The sequence below is a fragment of the Pseudomonas iridis genome, assembly GCF_017980685.1.
Taxonomy (GTDB): Bacteria; Pseudomonadota; Gammaproteobacteria; order Pseudomonadales; family Pseudomonadaceae; genus Aquipseudomonas; species Aquipseudomonas iridis.
In genome coordinates, this window is sequence record NZ_JACXXO010000003.1 from 192,868 (window position 1) to 208,013 (window position 15,146).

18 protein-coding genes are annotated in these 15,146 nt (G+C 59.5%); 9 read left to right on the forward strand and 9 right to left on the reverse strand.

The features are described from left to right. Positions 1–145 precede the first annotated feature (145 nt). A complete protein-coding gene (locus tag IEQ42_RS08450; protein ID WP_210703194.1) occupies positions 146–355 on the forward strand; it encodes a hypothetical protein in 210 nt (69 codons plus the stop codon). 255 nt (positions 356–610) lie between these two features. Here the strand turns inward: IEQ42_RS08450 and IEQ42_RS08455 are convergent, their stop codons facing one another. Both IEQ42_RS08455 and IEQ42_RS08460 read right to left on the reverse strand, forming a co-directional pair. Next, positions 611–1,360: a TerC family protein gene (locus IEQ42_RS08455; RefSeq protein WP_200611884.1), complete on the reverse strand. Its 750-nt coding sequence runs from the start codon at positions 1,358–1,360 to the stop codon at positions 611–613. Positions 1,361–1,389: 29 nt separating this feature from the next. Beyond that, positions 1,390–1,632: a hypothetical protein gene (locus IEQ42_RS08460; protein WP_042560029.1), complete on the reverse strand. Its 243-nt coding sequence runs from the start codon at positions 1,630–1,632 to the stop codon at positions 1,390–1,392. A gap of 136 nt (positions 1,633–1,768) precedes the next feature. On the opposite strand from IEQ42_RS08460, the gene nhaR reads away from it, so the two are divergent. Continuing rightward, positions 1,769–2,668: a transcriptional activator NhaR gene (gene nhaR, locus IEQ42_RS08465; RefSeq protein WP_042560030.1), complete on the forward strand. Its 900-nt coding sequence runs from the start codon at positions 1,769–1,771 to the stop codon at positions 2,666–2,668. Here the strand turns inward: nhaR and IEQ42_RS08470 are convergent. Continuing rightward, on the reverse strand, positions 2,663–3,826 hold the full coding sequence (locus tag IEQ42_RS08470) for an MFS transporter (protein ID WP_210703195.1): 1,164 nt from the start codon (positions 3,824–3,826) through the stop codon (positions 2,663–2,665). The genes nhaR and IEQ42_RS08470 overlap by 6 nt on opposite strands. A gap of 333 nt (positions 3,827–4,159) precedes the next feature. Here IEQ42_RS08470 and sstT point away from each other — a divergent pair, with 333 nt between their 5' ends. Next, positions 4,160–5,392: a serine/threonine transporter SstT gene (gene sstT / locus IEQ42_RS08475; RefSeq protein WP_210703196.1), complete on the forward strand. Its 1,233-nt coding sequence runs from the start codon at positions 4,160–4,162 to the stop codon at positions 5,390–5,392. A 242-nt stretch (positions 5,393–5,634) separates the two neighbouring features. Here the strand turns inward: sstT and IEQ42_RS08480 are convergent, their stop codons facing one another. After that, a complete protein-coding gene (locus IEQ42_RS08480; protein WP_210703197.1) occupies positions 5,635–6,144 on the reverse strand; it encodes a DUF1993 domain-containing protein in 510 nt (169 codons plus the stop codon). 125 nt (positions 6,145–6,269) lie between these two features. On the opposite strand from IEQ42_RS08480, the gene IEQ42_RS08485 reads away from it, so the two are divergent. Continuing rightward, the gene (locus IEQ42_RS08485; RefSeq protein WP_210703198.1) at positions 6,270–6,917 is read left to right on the forward strand and encodes a YceH family protein; all 648 of its coding nucleotides are present in this window, start codon (positions 6,270–6,272) and stop codon (positions 6,915–6,917) included. A gap of 198 nt (positions 6,918–7,115) precedes the next feature. Here the strand turns inward: IEQ42_RS08485 and IEQ42_RS08490 are convergent, their stop codons facing one another. After that, positions 7,116–7,934: a shikimate 5-dehydrogenase gene (locus IEQ42_RS08490; protein WP_210703199.1), complete on the reverse strand. Its 819-nt coding sequence runs from the start codon at positions 7,932–7,934 to the stop codon at positions 7,116–7,118. A gap of 255 nt (positions 7,935–8,189) precedes the next feature. Here IEQ42_RS08490 and IEQ42_RS08495 point away from each other — a divergent pair, with 255 nt between their 5' ends. The 3 genes from IEQ42_RS08495 (at position 8,190) to IEQ42_RS08505 (ending at position 9,256) form a co-directional block, all read left to right on the forward strand. Further along, entirely contained in the window at positions 8,190–8,549 is a 360-nt protein-coding gene (locus IEQ42_RS08495; RefSeq protein ID WP_210703200.1) for a hypothetical protein, read from the forward strand. A 227-nt stretch (positions 8,550–8,776) separates the two neighbouring features. Continuing rightward, a complete protein-coding gene (locus IEQ42_RS08500; RefSeq protein ID WP_115147320.1) occupies positions 8,777–8,971 on the forward strand; it encodes a hypothetical protein in 195 nt (64 codons plus the stop codon). A 102-nt stretch (positions 8,972–9,073) separates the two neighbouring features. After that, positions 9,074–9,256, forward strand: a complete 183-nt coding sequence (locus IEQ42_RS08505; protein ID WP_042560038.1) for a hypothetical protein — start codon at positions 9,074–9,076, stop codon at positions 9,254–9,256. On the opposite strand, the gene IEQ42_RS08510 is transcribed toward IEQ42_RS08505, so the two are convergent. After that, positions 9,253–10,314 (reverse strand): AI-2E family transporter, encoded by a 1,062-nt coding sequence (locus IEQ42_RS08510; RefSeq protein WP_210703201.1) that lies wholly within the window; start codon positions 10,312–10,314, stop codon positions 9,253–9,255. The two genes, IEQ42_RS08505 and IEQ42_RS08510, sit on opposite strands and share 4 nt — an antisense overlap. 156 nt (positions 10,315–10,470) lie before the next feature. On the opposite strand from IEQ42_RS08510, the gene trhP reads away from it, so the two are divergent. Continuing rightward, positions 10,471–11,808: a prephenate-dependent tRNA uridine(34) hydroxylase TrhP gene (trhP, locus tag IEQ42_RS08515; RefSeq protein ID WP_210703202.1), complete on the forward strand. Its 1,338-nt coding sequence runs from the start codon at positions 10,471–10,473 to the stop codon at positions 11,806–11,808. Between the two features lie 190 nt (positions 11,809–11,998). On the opposite strand, the gene IEQ42_RS08520 is transcribed toward trhP, so the two are convergent. Beyond that, complete coding sequence (locus tag IEQ42_RS08520) at positions 11,999–12,865, reverse strand: LysR family transcriptional regulator (protein ID WP_210703203.1); 867 nt, start codon at positions 12,863–12,865, stop codon at positions 11,999–12,001. Positions 12,866–12,965: 100 nt separating this feature from the next. On the opposite strand from IEQ42_RS08520, the gene IEQ42_RS08525 reads away from it, so the two are divergent. After that, a complete protein-coding gene (locus tag IEQ42_RS08525; protein ID WP_210703204.1) occupies positions 12,966–13,868 on the forward strand; it encodes a DMT family transporter in 903 nt (300 codons plus the stop codon). A gap of 128 nt (positions 13,869–13,996) precedes the next feature. Here the strand turns inward: IEQ42_RS08525 and IEQ42_RS08530 are convergent, their stop codons facing one another. Both IEQ42_RS08530 and IEQ42_RS08535 read right to left on the reverse strand, forming a co-directional pair. Further along, entirely contained in the window at positions 13,997–14,227 is a 231-nt protein-coding gene (locus IEQ42_RS08530) for a hypothetical protein (protein ID WP_210703205.1), read from the reverse strand. 92 nt (positions 14,228–14,319) lie between these two features. Continuing rightward, a complete protein-coding gene (locus IEQ42_RS08535) occupies positions 14,320–15,033 on the reverse strand; it encodes a FadR/GntR family transcriptional regulator (RefSeq protein WP_210703206.1) in 714 nt (237 codons plus the stop codon). Positions 15,034–15,146: the final 113 nt, after the last annotated feature.

Sequence of the window (15,146 nt, forward strand, 5' to 3'; positions counted from 1 at the left end):
CAGACACATCGATTGCATAGAGCAAACTGATTGGTCATCACCGACCTTTGGTCAATAGCTTGAAACACCGCAGTGACTAGACTGTCACTGAGACAGAGCGAACTGAAAAAGTGGGCGCCCGATGCAGGGCAAAGAGGAGGCACTGATGAGCCTGACCATGACCATCGTAATGTTGATTGCCGGCTGGCTGGCTGTGGCCACCGCCATGCTTTGGGGAGTGCTGCGCATTGCGCGGCGCCATCATCATCATCATCATCATCATCATCATCATCATCATCATCATCATCATCCTGTCCAGACCACGCTGGTGGAAAAGGCAGAAGAGCAACGCGTACGCCACGCAACTGCGCATTAAGCGAAAAGCCCCTCACCCTAGCCCTCTCCCGAAGGGAGAGGGAACCGAGGGGGTTGTTCTCTCGAGGTACACCGACCTGAAAGCCCGAGCCGAACTCAAGATTTGAAAGGCCCGAGGATCCACGCCCTCTCCCTCGGGAGAGGGCTGGACGGGCGGCGTTCCGATGAGGGGCTGGCTCTATCCACGCCACAAATCCATAGCCGAAAAAAACCGCCTGAGCTCCAGGAGTTCAAGCGGTCTTTTGTTTTTCAGCTATTACGCCTGCGCGGCCAACTTCTTCTGCTTGGCACGACGCGACAGCATGTTCAGCACTTCAATCCCGGCCGAGAACGCCATGGCTGCATACACATAACCTTTCGGTACGTGGGCGCCGAAGCCTTCGGCGATCAGCGTCATGCCGATCATGATCAGGAAGCCCAGGGCCAGCATCACCACCGTCGGGTTGTCGTTGATGAACTTGGCCAGCGGATCAGCAGCCAACAACATCACCAGTACCGAGGCCACGACCGCGATGATCATGATCGGCAAGTGTTCGGTCATGCCGACCGCAGTGATGATGCTGTCGATCGAGAACACCATGTCGAGCACCAGGATCTGGCCGATAGCCGCAGCAAAGCCCAGCGTGACCGTCGAGGTGGCCGACTTCGGGTCTTCCGGCGCCGGGTCCATGCTGTGATGGATCTCGGTCGTGGCTTTCCAGACAAGGAACAGACCACCGGCAATCAGGATCATGTCCTTCCAGGAGAAAGCCTGGCCGAGGATGTCAATCACAGGCTCGGTCAACTGCACGATGAACGCGATGGTGCTCAACAGCGCCAGACGCAGAATCAACGCCATGCCGATACCAATGCGCCGCGCCTTCTGGCGATGCTGCTCAGGCAACTTGTTGGTCAGGATCGAAATGAAGATCAGGTTATCGATGCCGAGCACGATCTCCATCACGACCAGTGTGGCCAAGGCAACCCAGGCGGTGGGGCTGGCGGCGAGTTCTAACAGATATTCCATGGGTCAGTCCTGACTCTGTGTAAGACGATTTAGATGGTCTTGGAGGAAGATTCGGAAGTTTCCGAGTCTTTTTCCGATGGTTCTTTTTTCTCGATCAGCCCGCCAGTGGCGTCGCTGATTGCTTGCTCGGCAGCCTTGTGGGTGTCGTCGATGGCTTGCTTGGCGCTTTCGGCCGCTTTGCCCATCAACTGCTGAGCGCTTTTCTCGGCTTGATCGCAACCGGTCAGAACCAGTAAAGACGTAAACATCAACACAGGGAATGTGTATTTCATGAGGCTTCCTTGGAATAAACAGTCAGGGTCACAGACCGACCCTCGATGGCTGGGCATTCTAGGGAGCCGAACACTTCAGGAAAATTCGTATTTTTAGCGGCTATACTTCGGCTTTTACGAACTGACGGAGCCGCCAATGCTCAATTACCGACAACTGCATTATTTCTGGGTGGTCGCCAAGACCGGCAGTATCGTGCGTGCCTGCGAGCAGCTGAACCTGACGCCACAGACTATCAGCGGGCAGATTTCCCTGCTCGAGCAAACGTACGGCATTGAATTGTTCAGACGGGTTGGCCGGCAACTGGAGCTCACCGAGGCCGGGCGTCAGGCTCTGCCCTACGCCGAGCAGATGTTTCAACTGGGCGGTGAACTGGAACTGATGCTGCGCGCACAACCCAACGAACAGCAGATTCTGTTCCGCGTTGGTGTTGCTGACGTGGTGCCGAAATCCATCGTCTATCGCCTGATCGCGCCAACCATGGAGCTGAACGAACCACTGCGCATCACCTGCCGCGAAGACAAACTCGAACGCTTGCTGGCGGATCTGGCGATCCAGCGCCTGGATCTGGTGATTTCCGACAGCCCGATGCCGTCGCATCTCGACATCAAGGGCTACAGCCAGAAACTCGGTGAGTGCGGGATCAGTTTCTTCGCGACCGCCGAACTGGCTGCGCGCTTCGGTCAGGATTTTCCGCGCAGTCTGCACGGCGCCCCGCTGTTGATTCCCGGACCGGAAACCGTGGTGCGCAGTCGGTTGCAGCGCTGGTTTGCCGAGCAGCAGATCCAGCCGCAAATCGTCGGTGAGTTCGATGACAGTGCCTTGATGCAGGCCTTCGGCCAATCGGGCAGCGGGATTTTTATCGGCCCCAGCGTGATTGCCGAGGAAGTGAAGCGTCAGTACGGCGTTCAGCTGATCGGCCAGACCGACGCGGTGACCGAGTCGTTCTATGCCATATCCGTGGAGCGCAAGGTCAAACACCCCGGCATCGTTGCGATTACCGAAGGTGCCCGACGCGAGCTGTTTACCGCGTTATGAACCCTGGGCGCAGACGTCGCGCGGCTTGAGCGTCATCAGCACCATGGCGAGGAACACCGACAGCAGAATGAACCCTGCGGCGGCAAACCCGAGGAAGCCCAGACCTGCGCTGTCGATGACTCGGCCGCCGACCATCGCGCCCAGACCGATCCCCAGATTGGCCCCGGCAATGTTCAGCGATGCGGCGAAGGCCGGCGCTTCTGGCGCGGCTTTCATCAAGCGCACATGGCTGACCAAGAACAACGCCGCTTGGGTCACGCCCCAGATGCCCATCGCAACCGTCAAACCCAGCGGCGAATGAATGTTCGGCACCAGCGACACCATGCCGGCAATCATGAACGCACAGAACAACACCGACGCCCCCAGCGGATGGCGGTCCACTGCACGACCACCCAACGAGTTGCCGATCAAGCCGACCGCGCCAAAGCCCATCAGGCACCATCCAACCACCGTGCCGTTGAAACCGGCGAGGCGTTCAAGGATGTCGGCCAGATAGGTGTAAACGGTGAACATGCCGCTGAACACCAGAATCGACAGCACGACGTGGCCGATCATCAGCGGGCTGCGCAAGATCTTGAACTGCGAGCTGAAGCTGACCTGATGCTGGTGCAGGTCGGTTTTCGGCAGATACACAAACAGCAGCAATGCCTTGGCAAAGGCGATTACCGCCAGAATGCCAAACGCGCTGCGCCAGCCGAACGCATCGGATATCAAGGTGCCGACCGGAATGCCGAACACCGTGGCGCAAACAATGCCGAAGCCGATCTTGGCGATGGCTCGACCGGCAAAGTCCGGGCCGACGATGTCCACCGCCGTTTCACTGGCCAGCGCCCAGAACACCGGCAGGCCGAGCGCCGGGATCAACCGGGCAATCGCCATCACCCAGATATTGGGCGCCAGTGCGGCCACGGTATTGGCCAGACCAAACATGATCAGGATGCTGATAAACAGCTTGCGCCGCTCGAAGCGAGCGAAATACGCGGTCAAGAATGGGCCGAACATCGCCACGGTAAAAGCGAATAAAGTCACCAGCAGACCGGCCTGCGGGATGGTGACCTCAAGGTCTCGGGCTATCGCCGGTAGCAGGCCGACGATAACGAATTCCGTGGTCAGCACCGTGAAACCGGCGGCGGACAACAGAAGGATGGGCAACAGCATGGGAAACTCCAAAGAAACGACGACACCAGCGATGACCGGAAGGCCCGCTGGCAGAACTTGAAAATGAGGATGCGCGATCTTAACAGAGTGTGTCCGGACTGACTTGCACAAACCTGTCTATCTTGCTGACAGATCGGTGGCAGATCGTCACATGCCTGAAGGATAAGGCCTACGCTGTGATAAAGTCCGCGCCCTGAAAAACGTACACCTGTTCAACGGTCTGTTTAAGGACGTTGAATTTGCGTCAACACTTTCGCTGCGTGGTGGTGGTCTGCCCTGGTTTTGCCACCGCCTCACGCAACCTTGTACCCAATAAAAAACAGAGATGCCGTCATGACCGCTTCATCCCCTTCTCTATTGCAACGCTTGAAAAACCTGAGCCTGGTCACGCAGATCGTGATCGGCCTGATTGCCGGTATCGTCTTGGCGATGTTCGCGCCGGAAGCGGCGAAATCGACGGCGTTTATCGGCAAGGTGTTCGTTTCGGCATTGAAAGCCGTGGCGCCGATTCTGGTGTTCGTGCTGGTCATGGCGTCGATCGCCAACCACAAGCACGGCCAGGAAACCCACATCCGTCCGATTCTGTTCCTTTACCTGCTGGGCACCTTCTCCGCAGCAGCGGTGGCCGTGGTCGCGAGCATGTTGTTCCCGTCCAATCTGGTACTGGCCACCGAAAACGTTGCGGTATCCGCGCCGGGCGGTATCGGTGAAGTGCTGCAAAGCCTGGCGCTGAGCGTGGTGGATAACCCGGTAAGCGCGCTGATGAACGCCAACTTCATCGGCATTCTGGCCTGGGCGATCGGCATGGGCATCGCGATTCGCCATGCCGGCGACACTACCCGCGAAGTGCTGGGCGATCTGTCCAACGGCGTCACGGTAATCGTGCGCGTGGTGATTCGCTTCGCCCCGCTGGGGATCTTCGGCCTGGTCGCTTCGACGCTGGCCACGTCCGGTTTCGGCGCGCTGATGGGGTATGCGCACCTGCTGGCGGTGCTGCTGGGCTGCATGCTGTTCGTGGCGTTGGTGATGAATCCGCTGATCGTGTTCTGGAAGCTGCGTCGTAACCCGTATCCGCTGACCCTCAAGTGCCTGCGCGAAAGCGGCATCACTGCATTCTTCACCCGCAGTTCGGCGGCGAACATTCCGGTCAACCTGGAATTGAGCAAGCGTCTGGGCCTGCACGAAGACACGTACTCGGTATCGATCCCGCTGGGTGCGACGATCAACATGGCCGGCGCGGCGATTACCATCACCGTGCTGGCCCTGGCTGCAGTGCACACGCTGGGCATCACCGTGGATATTCCGACGGCGATCCTGCTGAGTGTGGTGGCCGCGATCTGCGCCTGCGGCGCTTCGGGTGTGGCCGGTGGCTCGCTGTTGCTGATCCCGCTGGCGTGCAGCCTGTTTGGCATTCCAAGCGAGATCGCCATGCAGGTGGTCGCGGTAGGGTTCATCATCGGCGTACTGCAGGATTCCGCCGAAACCGCGCTGAACTCCTCCACCGACGTGCTGTTTACCGCAGCGGCGTGCCTGGGTGAGGAAGAGAAAGCTCGCCGCACCGCGTAATTACGCTGCGATAAAAAAGCCCGCCAACGTGTGAACCTTGGCGGGCTTTTTTGTGGCTGAAATCGCGGTCCCCCTCACCCCAACCCTCTCCCCCATGGGGGGCGAGGGGGAAAGGGAGCTGATCTTTGTCGCTTCCGATCCAGAGTTCGACTTGATATCTCACGTCTACGTATCTCGACCAATCAGCTCGGTCAGTCCCCTCTCCCTCCGGGAGAGGGTTAGGGTGAGGGGCTCTTGGCGATTTAGAACGCGCCCATGTAATCGCGTTTACCCACTTCAACACCGTTGTGACGCAGCAAGGCGTAAGTGGTGGTGACGTGGAAGAAGAACTGCGGCAGACCGTAGGTCAGCAGGTAGGACTGGCCACTGAAGCGCTTTTCTTTCGGCGTGCCCGGACGGGTAACGATTTCGATGCCTTCCTTGCCATCGATCTGCTCTGGCTTGATCTCGCCGATGAAGGCCAGGACCTTGGCGATCAGGGCTTGCAGCTCGGCGAAGGTGGTTTCGCTGTCGTCGTACTTCGGCAGTTCGACTTCAGCCAGACGCGCGCAAACACCTTTGGCGAAGTCCACGGCAATCTGCACCTGACGGGTCAGCGGGAACATGTCCGGGTACAGGCGAGCTTGCAGGAAGGCGTTCGGGTCGATGTTTTTCTCGGTGGCGTGGGCTTCAGCCTTTTTCAGGACATCGCTCAGGGCGTTGAGCATTTGTTGAAAAACCGGGACGGATGCGGCGTACAGGGAAATGGTCATGGCAGTCTCGTGTAGTGGCTGGGTGGAACATGGGGGCGATTATAGCCATGCTTGATGACCACACGGCTTGCCTTTTGTTTGGCAAGGATTACGCTAGGCGCCTTCGACTGCTGAGGGAACGCGCGATGACCACCGAACCAGAATCCACCTTCGACGAGCCACGGCTTAACGCCACAGAAATCCGTATCCTCGGTTCGTTGATCGAGAAACAGGCCACCAGCCCGGAAACCTATCCGTTGACCCTCAACGCACTGGTCACCGCTTGCAATCAGAAAACCAGCCGTGAACCGGTGATGAACCTGACCCAGGGCCAGGTTGGCCAGAGCCTGCGCGCTCTGGAAGGTCGCGGTTTTGCCAAGCTTGTCATGGGCAGTCGTGCCGACCGCTGGGAGCACAAGGTCGACAAGGCGCTGGAGCTGGTGCCGGCGCAGGTGATTCTGGCGGGGCTGCTGTTTCTGCGTGGCCCGCAAACCATCAACGAACTGCTGACTCGCAGCGGGCGCATGCATGATTTCGAAGATGCCGAGCAGGTGTTGCACCAGCTCGAGCGCCTGATTGCTCGCGGGCTGGCGGTGCTGATTCCACGTCAGGCCGGGCAGCGCGAAGATCGTTACACCCATGCGCTGGGTGATCCGGCGGATATCGAGGTCATTCTGGCGGCGCGGCACAACCCTCAGGAGCGTGGCGCGGCTAGCGGTGTTTCGGTGGAGCGTATCGAAGAGCTTGAGGCGCGGATTGCGGCGCTGGAAGAGCGTCTGGCGCGGCTGGAATAAACACCTGAAATCAGCGAGGGAGCCAGCCTGCTATCGATAGCGGTCCGTCAGTTACAAATCAGCTGGATGTGCCGACCTCATCGCTGGCAAGCCAGCTGCCACATTGGGTCTTGGTGATACGCAGGTATTGTGTTCACCGCAGATCCCTGTGGGAGCTGGCTTGCCAGCGATTGGGCCAGCTCATTCACCGCATGACTTTCAGCTACGCGCAAACTCCACCGCGGCCTGAAACTGCTCTTCGGTCGGCCGCACCCCGGTATAAAGTACGAACTGCTCCAGCGCCTGGATCGCAATCACCTCCAGCCCGGTGATCACTCGCTTGCCTTCAGCCCGTCCGCGCACGATCAGCGGCGTTTCCGAAGGAATCGCCACCACATCAAACACAGTCTGCGCCGCTTTGATCACCTCAGGCTCAAACGCCAGTTGCCCTGCTTCCGGGCCACCGTCCATACCGACCGGAGTGACGTTGATCAGCATCTGCGGGCGCTCATCGCCCAACGCGGCCAGCCAGCGGTAGCCGAGCGAGTCTGCGAGTGCACGCCCGGCGCGCTCGTTACGGGCGACGATCAAACCGTTTTTGTAGCCACCGTCGCGCAGGGCACTGGCCACAGCCTTGGCCATGCCACCGCTGCCGCGCAGTGCGAAGGTCGATTCCTTGGGCACCGCATGGGTTTCCAGCAGCTGTGCGATGGCAATGTAGTCAGTGTTGTAAGCCTTGAGATGGCCATGGGTGTTGACGATGGTATTGATCGACTGAATCGCCGCCGCCGACGCGTCCAGCTCATCGACCAGCGCAATACTGGCCTCCTTGAACGGCATCGACACTCCGCAACCACGGATGCCCAGCGCGCGAATTCCACTGACTGCGCCGGTCAGATCCTTACTGGCGAAGGCCTTGTAGTAGAAATTCAGGCCCAACTGCTCATACAAATGGTTATGAAAACGCAGACCGAAATTACCCGGCCGGCCGGACAGGGACATGCACAGCTGGGTGTCTTTGTTCGGGTTCATCTGCATGAAACTTCTCCTTCAAACGCACTTTCGGATGGGCGGGATTAGCCAGCCCATCGGGTTCTGTTCGATCATATCGGCGTGGCTGTACGCGATGACGTTAGCGTTGAGCGTCCGGTAAAGAAAACGGTACAGACCTTACACAAAATTTACCTGGCGACTGTGCTGAATTTCAAAAAAACGCTGTCTTAGAAGTATCCCCGCGACGACTGCGGGCCTGGTGCAGGCCCTGCCGCCGGGTCGAAGAACCGAGGAATTATCATGATTCGTAAACTCTCCATCATGGCAATGTTGATTGGCGCACTCGCTGTCACAGGACAGGCAGAAGCCGGTGGTGGCCATGGCTGGCAAGGCCCTGCGGTGTTTGGCGCGATCGTCGGCTCGGCCATCATCGGCTCGGCGCTGATCAATCAGGATCGACCGGTGTATGTCCAGCAGCAACCGGTTTACGTTCAGCCACAACCGGTTTACGTGCAACAGCCGCCCCCACCGGTTTATTACCAACCGGCACCGGTGTATGTGCAGCAACCGGTATATATCCAACGGGCGCCCGTCTATTACGGCCCGCCTCGCGGTTATTACGGTCGGCCACACGGTTACTACGGTGGCCCACGCTGGTAACCGAAACACAGAGCCCCGCCTTGATAGCGGGGCTTTTTTGTGACCGTCTGTCGGCCGCCGTCTGAAAAAATCTCGCCAAGGTCGCTGTGAGGACAGTTTCAACAGCTAAAGTCGGCATGATGGATTCGACCGCTGGGGAAACATCGAACGGTCATTTATTTGTCATGACGGAACCGCAAGCTGAATCCGTCCGTAAACAACAGGTTGATAACAACAAGGACGACTCCATGCCAACACAAAATCCGCACCGCATCGTCGGCTTGTGCACCTCCAGCAAGGTGTACAGCGCGCTGACCGAGCTCAAGCACCTGGAAGGCCACCGCTGCGCCAAGTTTCTTTCGCTGCTGGCCGAGAACCTCGTGCACAAGGGCCTGCTCAATGAGCGCGAAGTGATGCAGATGCTTGATCAAGTGGTCGATTGAAACAGCCCTCACTGTTATCAATGACCACTATCGAAAGCGTTGATTGTCCCTGAGAACGCCAAGTCCCTAAGGTAGCGCCATCGATTGATGGAGGTCCTTGTCATGGCTCAGGTTCAAATCATGTCCGTTATTGGCAGCGCCGTTCCTGCCTCACTCAGAGAGCTGGGATTGCTCGCCTGTTGGTATCTGGTGCGTGACGGCGAGCCGATCAGCGGCCCGCTCACGTCCTTGCCGGCAGCGCAGGCACTGTCGCAACAGGTCGCCGGCGCGCGGTTCCAGGTTTAAGGCAACTGCACCTTGGGCTTGGTCTCGATAAACAGCGCCCAGCTGGACATGAACAGCGCGGCAATCAAAGGCCCGATCACAAACCCGTTCAAGCCGAATACCGCCAGACCGCCCAGGGTCGAGATCAGGATCAGGTAGTCGGGCATGCGCGTGTCCTTGCCGACCAGAATCGGGCGCAGCACGTTATCGACCAGCCCGATCACGAAAATGCCGAACAAGCCAAGCACGACACCCTGCCAGATCATGTTGCTGAGCAGGAAATAAATCGCCACCGGTGCCCAGACAATCCCGGCTCCGACCGCGGGCAACAGCGACAGAAACGCCATCAATACCGCCCACAGCAGCGCGCTGGGGATGTCGAGAAACCAGAAGATTGCGCCGCCCAGCGCGCCTTGCGTGACCGCGACCACCAGGTTGCCCTTCACCGTTGCCCGCACCACGCGGTTGAACTTCAGCTGCAGGCGTCGCTTGTGACTCTCTTCCAGCGGTACGGCGGTGCGTATCTTGCGCGCCAGTTCCGGGCCGTCACGCAGAAAGAAGAACAGCAGATAGAGCATGATGAAGAAACTCACCACAAACTCGAACGTACCCTGGCCAAAACTGAATGCCTGAGTGGCCAGCACCTGGCTGCCCTGCATCGCCGACTTGACGATTTTGTCGCGCAAGCCGTTCAGCTCGCCCATGCCGAAACGGTCCAGCAAATGCTGGAAGTACGGCGGCAGGCTCTGCTTGAACTGCGCCAGATAAGCCGCGACATCCAGCTCGCCACTCTCGATGTTCTTGTAGACCATCGCCCCTTCCTGGACCAGCAACACGCTGATGATGATCACGGGCAAAATCGCAATCACCAGACAGACGCTCAACGTACACAACGACGTCAGGTTGCGCTGCCAGCCGAATCTGGCCTGCAACCGACGCTGCATCGGCGCAAACAGAATGCCGAGGATCACCGCCCAGAACACCGCGCCGTAGAACGGCAGCAGAATCCAGATAAAGGCCACCGTCACCAGCACCAACAGCACCGTGAGGGATTTGAATTGAAGACTTTTTTCGTTCATGTCCGATCCATGTCAGTCAGGCGTCACACACGCCCGCTCCACTTAGTCCGCCTTCACCCGCGCGAGTGCCATCTTTATTCAAGGAGCATAGATCCAGATCAATAAACCCTGGAGACAACCGCACTACCCTGCCGCGCTTTTGCGAGCGCTGCCGCCATGACTCCCACACTCACTCTCGCCGCCCCCGAACTGCTCGCCCCCGCCGGCACCCTGAAAAACATGCGTTACGCCTTTGCTTACGGTGCCGATGCGGTTTACGCCGGCCAGCCGCGCTACAGCCTGCGGGTGCGCAACAACGAGTTCGATCACGCCAATCTGGCACTGGGTATTCGTGAAGCGCAGGCGCAGGGCAAGCGCTTCTACGTGGTGGTCAACATCGCGCCGCACAATGCCAAGCTCAAGACCTTTCTCAAGGACCTGGCGCCAGTCATCGAGATGGCGCCAGACGCGCTGATCATGTCCGACCCGGGGCTGATCATGCTGGTGCGCCGGCATTTCCCGCAGATGCCGATCCACCTTTCGGTGCAGGCCAACACGGTGAACTGGGCGAGCGTCGAGTTCTGGCAGCAACAGGGCCTGAGCCGGATTATCCTGTCCCGCGAACTGTCGCTGGAAGAAATCGCCGAAATCCGCGAGCAGGTGCCGGGCATGGAGCTGGAGGTGTTCGTTCACGGTGCCCTGTGCATGGCCTATTCCGGACGTTGCCTGCTCTCGGGTTACATGAACAAACGTGACGCCAATCAGGGCACCTGCACCAACGCCTGCCGCTGGAAATACTCGGCGCAGGAGGCCACGCAGAATCAGCTGGGCGAGATCGTCCAGACCTTCCAGCCCGAGCCAACCCTGGGCCTTGGCGCGCCGACCGATCAGGTGTTTCTGCTGCAGGAAGCCAATCGCCCTGACGAATTGATGCCCGCTTTCGAGGATGAGCACGGCACCTACATCATGAACGCCAAGGATCTGCGCGCGGTCCAGCATGTCGAGCGCCTGACCCGCATGGGCGTGCATTCACTGAAAATCGAGGGCCGGACCAAATCGCATTTTTACTGCGCGCGCACCACGCAGGTGTATCGCCGGGCAATTGATGATGCGGTGGCCGGGCGCGAGTTCGATCGCAGCCTGATGAACGATCTGGAATCACTGGCCCAGCGCGGCTACACCGAGGGTTTCCTGCGTCGCCATGTGCATGACGAGTACCAGAATTATCTGCATGGCAGCTCGGTCTCGGAGCGACAGCAGTTTGTCGGGGAGTTGACCGGCGAGCGGCGTGACGGATTGGCCGAGGTCAAGGTGAAGAACCGTTTTGCGCTGGGTGATCATCTGGAATTGATGACGCCTGGGGGCAACTTTCATTTTGATCTGCAGGAGCTGCGCAACCTCAAGGGTGAAGCTGTCGAGGTGGCGCCGGGGGATGGGCACACGGTGTTCGTGCCGATTCCGGACGGGGTGGATTTGCGCTTCGGGTTGTTGATGCGCGATGTGGCGAATGCCTGAAAGCCCCTCACCCTAGCCCTCTCCCAGAGTGAGAGAGGACTGAATGGGGAATATTTCAGAGATTCACCGACATGGACTTGCTTCACCGAATCCATAGTCGACAGAGATTTTTCAGGTCGATGTCGAGCGTAAAACAACTCGGTCGGCTCCCTCTCCCTCCGGGAGAGGGCTGGGGTGAGGGTAACTGTTCTTACGCAGTGAATTCTTCGCGCAACATCGCCACAAACGCCTCGCGCGCCGGGTGCACCCCGGCGTTTTCATGCCAGTAAAACAGATTGTCGATGGCCGTCAGTTCGGGGAACTCATAGCCCACACACCCCGCGCCTTTGGCGTATTGCTCGAACACCCCTTTGGGCACCAACGCCACGCCAGCCCCCGCACTGACGCACCCGACAATTGCCCCGTAACTGGCCAGGCTGACAATCGGCAACGCCTGCCCCTGACGCAACAACCAGTGTTCCAGCGCCGCCCGATACGGACAGCCTTGCGGCCACATGAACACGGTTTTGTCCTGAAGATCATCGATGCCGTGCACCGGCCCGAACGACGTCGAGGCAATCAGCAGCAACTCTTCGCGATACATCGGTGTGCGTTTGAGCTGGGAACGCTCAACGTCCACCGCGACAATCGCGCCGTCGAGGCGGTGGTTCAGCGTGTCGTCGAGCAACTGGCCCCAGGTGCCGGTGGTGAGTTCCAGTGCGACCTGCGGATAACGCTTGTGAAACTTCGCAAGCAGCCGTGGCAAACGCCCGGTGGCTGACGATTCGATGGCGCCGATGCGCAGCGGCCCGGATGGCTCGGCCGAGGGATCAACTGCGCGTTTGGCCTCCGCGGTCAGCGCCAGAATTTTTTGCGCATAGGCTAGAAACGTCTGCCCTGCCGGACTGATGCGCAGCCCACGTCCCTCACGCAGAAACAGTGCAACGCCCAACTCCGCCTCCAGCGCCTTGATCCGCGCGGTGATGTTCGACGGCACGCAGAACAGTTTTTCCGCCGCCCGGGCGATGCTGCCCTCCTCGGCCACGGTCTTGAACATACGGATTTGTGCCAGCTCCATACTCATCACTCTGAGTGAACATTCAGCGCAGTATAAGTCAGTTGTGGCGAATGATTGCCCGCCCGGATACTCGGCGCATCATGCCTACTGGTGCTCGATCATGCCGTCCCCTGCTTCGCTGAAAATGTTACTGGCCATGGCGTTTGTCGTCGGCTGCTGGGCGTATTCGCCAACCGGCATCCACATCGGCCTGCAAGCCTACGATCCCGGGCATCTGGCGTTGTTGCGGTTTCTGTTGGCGTCGTTGTTCATGGCGGTCATCGCCGCGTTCAAAGGCCTTCAACTTCCCCGCGTGAAGGACGTACCACTGCTGTTCGCCCTGGGTTTCTTCGCGGTCAGCCTGCATCACGTCGCGCTGAACATCGGCCAGCAAAGCGTCAGCGCCGGGGCGTCGAGCGTGCTGGCGCAATCGAGTCCACTGTTCAGCACTTTACTGGCGCGTTTTGTGTTCAAGGATCAAATCACTGTCTGGCGTTGGGGCTGCGTGTTGCTGGGTTTGGTCGGCGTGGCGATTGTGGTCAGCGGCGATAGTGGTGTGGGCGAGATCGACGCGCATGGCTTACTGATCTTGCTGGCGGCGGTTTCCTGGAGCATCTATTTCGCCCTGCAAAAGCATCACGCCCGGCGCTATGACAGTTTGAGTCTGACGTGCTACGCGGTGTGGTCGGGGACATTGCTGTTGCTGATTTATCTGCCGGGGTTGAGCGACGCGGTGATGAAAGCGCCGCTGCGGGTGCAATGGGCAGTGTTGGCGCTGGGTGTGTTTCCAAGTGCCCTGGCCTATCTGGCGTGGGGGTTTGTGCTCAGGCATGTGGATTTAAGTCGGGCGACCATGACCCTGTACCTGATTCCGCCGACGGCGATGGGGATTGCGTCGGTGGGGCTGGGCGAGCGGCCGACCCTGTTGATGCTGGCGGGCTCGGCGGTGGTATTGGTCAGTGTGCTGGCGTTGAATCTGGAGCGGCAGTTTTGGCTGGGGCGGACTGCGTGCGCTAATCATTGATATCGAGTGAGACGGATGCCGCCATCGCTGGCAAGCCAGCTCCCACAGGGTTCGGGGTTGTACAAAGGTTCTGCTGCACACCCGCATAACCTGTGGGAGCCATCACATCAATCAGAGCCAGCTGCCCATCAGCGCCGATCATCCGACAACGGCGTCGGCTCATCCGCTGGCGGCATTTCTTCATCCGCCGGTGGGTCCTTCCAGTCCTCCGGCCGATCGGCGTCACTCAACGGATCGCGCCCCGGAGTCATCCCTGGCGGTGCATCGTGATCGCCCAGTGACGGCTCATCGGTGCCGGGCACCGGGAGGGTTGGGTCGGAGGGAAGCACTCCCCCCTGAAACAGCAAGTCGTTAGCCATGACGCACCTCACCAAAGAGGTCCGGAAAACCCGGGCCGTACAGTTTGGAATCGGCCCCGGGAACGGCGTGCCATCGAACAGACCAACGGCGCTCAACCCTGTGCGAGGAACCGGTCGCGACTGTTGGTCAGATGCAGCCACATGGCTGCCCGCGCTGCATCCGGATCCTGGCGCTTGATCGCATTCAAAATCGCCTCGTGCTCCAGATTGGCCAGTTGCCCCAGCTTGCTCAAATCCGACGCCCCGCGCTCGACTGCATTGACCCGCGCCCGCGGAATCATCGCGTTGCCCAAGTGCTGCATGATCTCGCTGAAGCACACATTGCCAGTGGCCTCGGCGATCAACAGATGAAAGCGCCGATCAGCCTCAACGCAGCTGTCGTTGTTGGCCAACAGACGCTGATAGTCATCCAGCGCCTGGCGCATCTGCAGCACTTGCTGCTCGCTGCGGCGCTGCGCCGCCAGCGCCACGGCTTGCGTCTCCAGCCCCATGCGCAATTCAAGAATGCTGCGCACCCCGAGCGCGGTGTCGACGTTCAACCGCAACCCCTGCTCCGGCGCCCGCTCGATCACGAACGTGCCGATGCCATGCCGGGTCTCGACCAGCCCCGACGCCTGCAATTTGGAAATCGCCTCGCGCACCACTGTGCGGCTGACCCCGTATTCCTGAACGATGGAATTCTCCGACGGCAATTTGTCGCCGGGCGACATTTGCCCGAGCAGGATGCTCTGGGTGAGCTTCTCCACCAGGTCGTGGGCCAGGTTGTGCGCACGTTTGCGCGCGGGGGCGTCGAGGTCTTCTTGCATGGTCGGTTCCGGTGAACGGGGCTTGCGGATCGTAGCACTGCGGGGATGGCTGACAAGGGTCGATGTTACTCCTCTGGGCCCGATCAACTTGTATGACAACACTCAATTCCTGC

Excerpts from the sequence above, each read along its gene's own strand:
- sstT (WP_210703196.1), top strand. The coding sequence starts at position 4,160 with ATGACCGCTTCATCCCCTTCTCTATTGCAACGCTTGAAAAACCTGAGC.
- IEQ42_RS08495 (WP_210703200.1), top strand. The coding sequence starts at position 8,190 with ATGATTCGTAAACTCTCCATCATGGCAATGTTGATTGGCGCACTCGCT.
- IEQ42_RS08450 (WP_210703194.1), top strand. The coding sequence starts at position 146 with ATGAGCCTGACCATGACCATCGTAATGTTGATTGCCGGCTGGCTGGCT.
- trhP (WP_210703202.1), top strand. The coding sequence starts at position 10,471 with ATGACTCCCACACTCACTCTCGCCGCCCCCGAACTGCTCGCCCCCGCC.
- IEQ42_RS08530 (WP_210703205.1), bottom strand. The coding sequence starts at position 14,227 with ATGGCTAACGACTTGCTGTTTCAGGGGGGAGTGCTTCCCTCCGACCCA.
- IEQ42_RS08480 (WP_210703197.1), bottom strand. The coding sequence starts at position 6,144 with ATGACCATTTCCCTGTACGCCGCATCCGTCCCGGTTTTTCAACAAATG.
- IEQ42_RS08490 (WP_210703199.1), bottom strand. The coding sequence starts at position 7,934 with ATGCAGATGAACCCGAACAAAGACACCCAGCTGTGCATGTCCCTGTCC.
- nhaR (WP_042560030.1), top strand. The coding sequence starts at position 1,769 with ATGCTCAATTACCGACAACTGCATTATTTCTGGGTGGTCGCCAAGACC.
- IEQ42_RS08470 (WP_210703195.1), bottom strand. The coding sequence starts at position 3,826 with ATGCTGTTGCCCATCCTTCTGTTGTCCGCCGCCGGTTTCACGGTGCTG.
- IEQ42_RS08520 (WP_210703203.1), bottom strand. The coding sequence starts at position 12,865 with ATGGAGCTGGCACAAATCCGTATGTTCAAGACCGTGGCCGAGGAGGGC.
- IEQ42_RS08460 (WP_042560029.1), bottom strand. The coding sequence starts at position 1,632 with ATGAAATACACATTCCCTGTGTTGATGTTTACGTCTTTACTGGTTCTG.
- IEQ42_RS08510 (WP_210703201.1), bottom strand. The coding sequence starts at position 10,314 with ATGAACGAAAAAAGTCTTCAATTCAAATCCCTCACGGTGCTGTTGGTG.
- IEQ42_RS08535 (WP_210703206.1), bottom strand. The coding sequence starts at position 15,033 with ATGCAAGAAGACCTCGACGCCCCCGCGCGCAAACGTGCGCACAACCTG.
- IEQ42_RS08500 (WP_115147320.1), top strand. The coding sequence starts at position 8,777 with ATGCCAACACAAAATCCGCACCGCATCGTCGGCTTGTGCACCTCCAGC.
- IEQ42_RS08455 (WP_200611884.1), bottom strand. The coding sequence starts at position 1,360 with ATGGAATATCTGTTAGAACTCGCCGCCAGCCCCACCGCCTGGGTTGCC.
- IEQ42_RS08485 (WP_210703198.1), top strand. The coding sequence starts at position 6,270 with ATGACCACCGAACCAGAATCCACCTTCGACGAGCCACGGCTTAACGCC.
- IEQ42_RS08505 (WP_042560038.1), top strand. The coding sequence starts at position 9,074 with ATGGCTCAGGTTCAAATCATGTCCGTTATTGGCAGCGCCGTTCCTGCC.
- IEQ42_RS08525 (WP_210703204.1), top strand. The coding sequence starts at position 12,966 with ATGCCGTCCCCTGCTTCGCTGAAAATGTTACTGGCCATGGCGTTTGTC.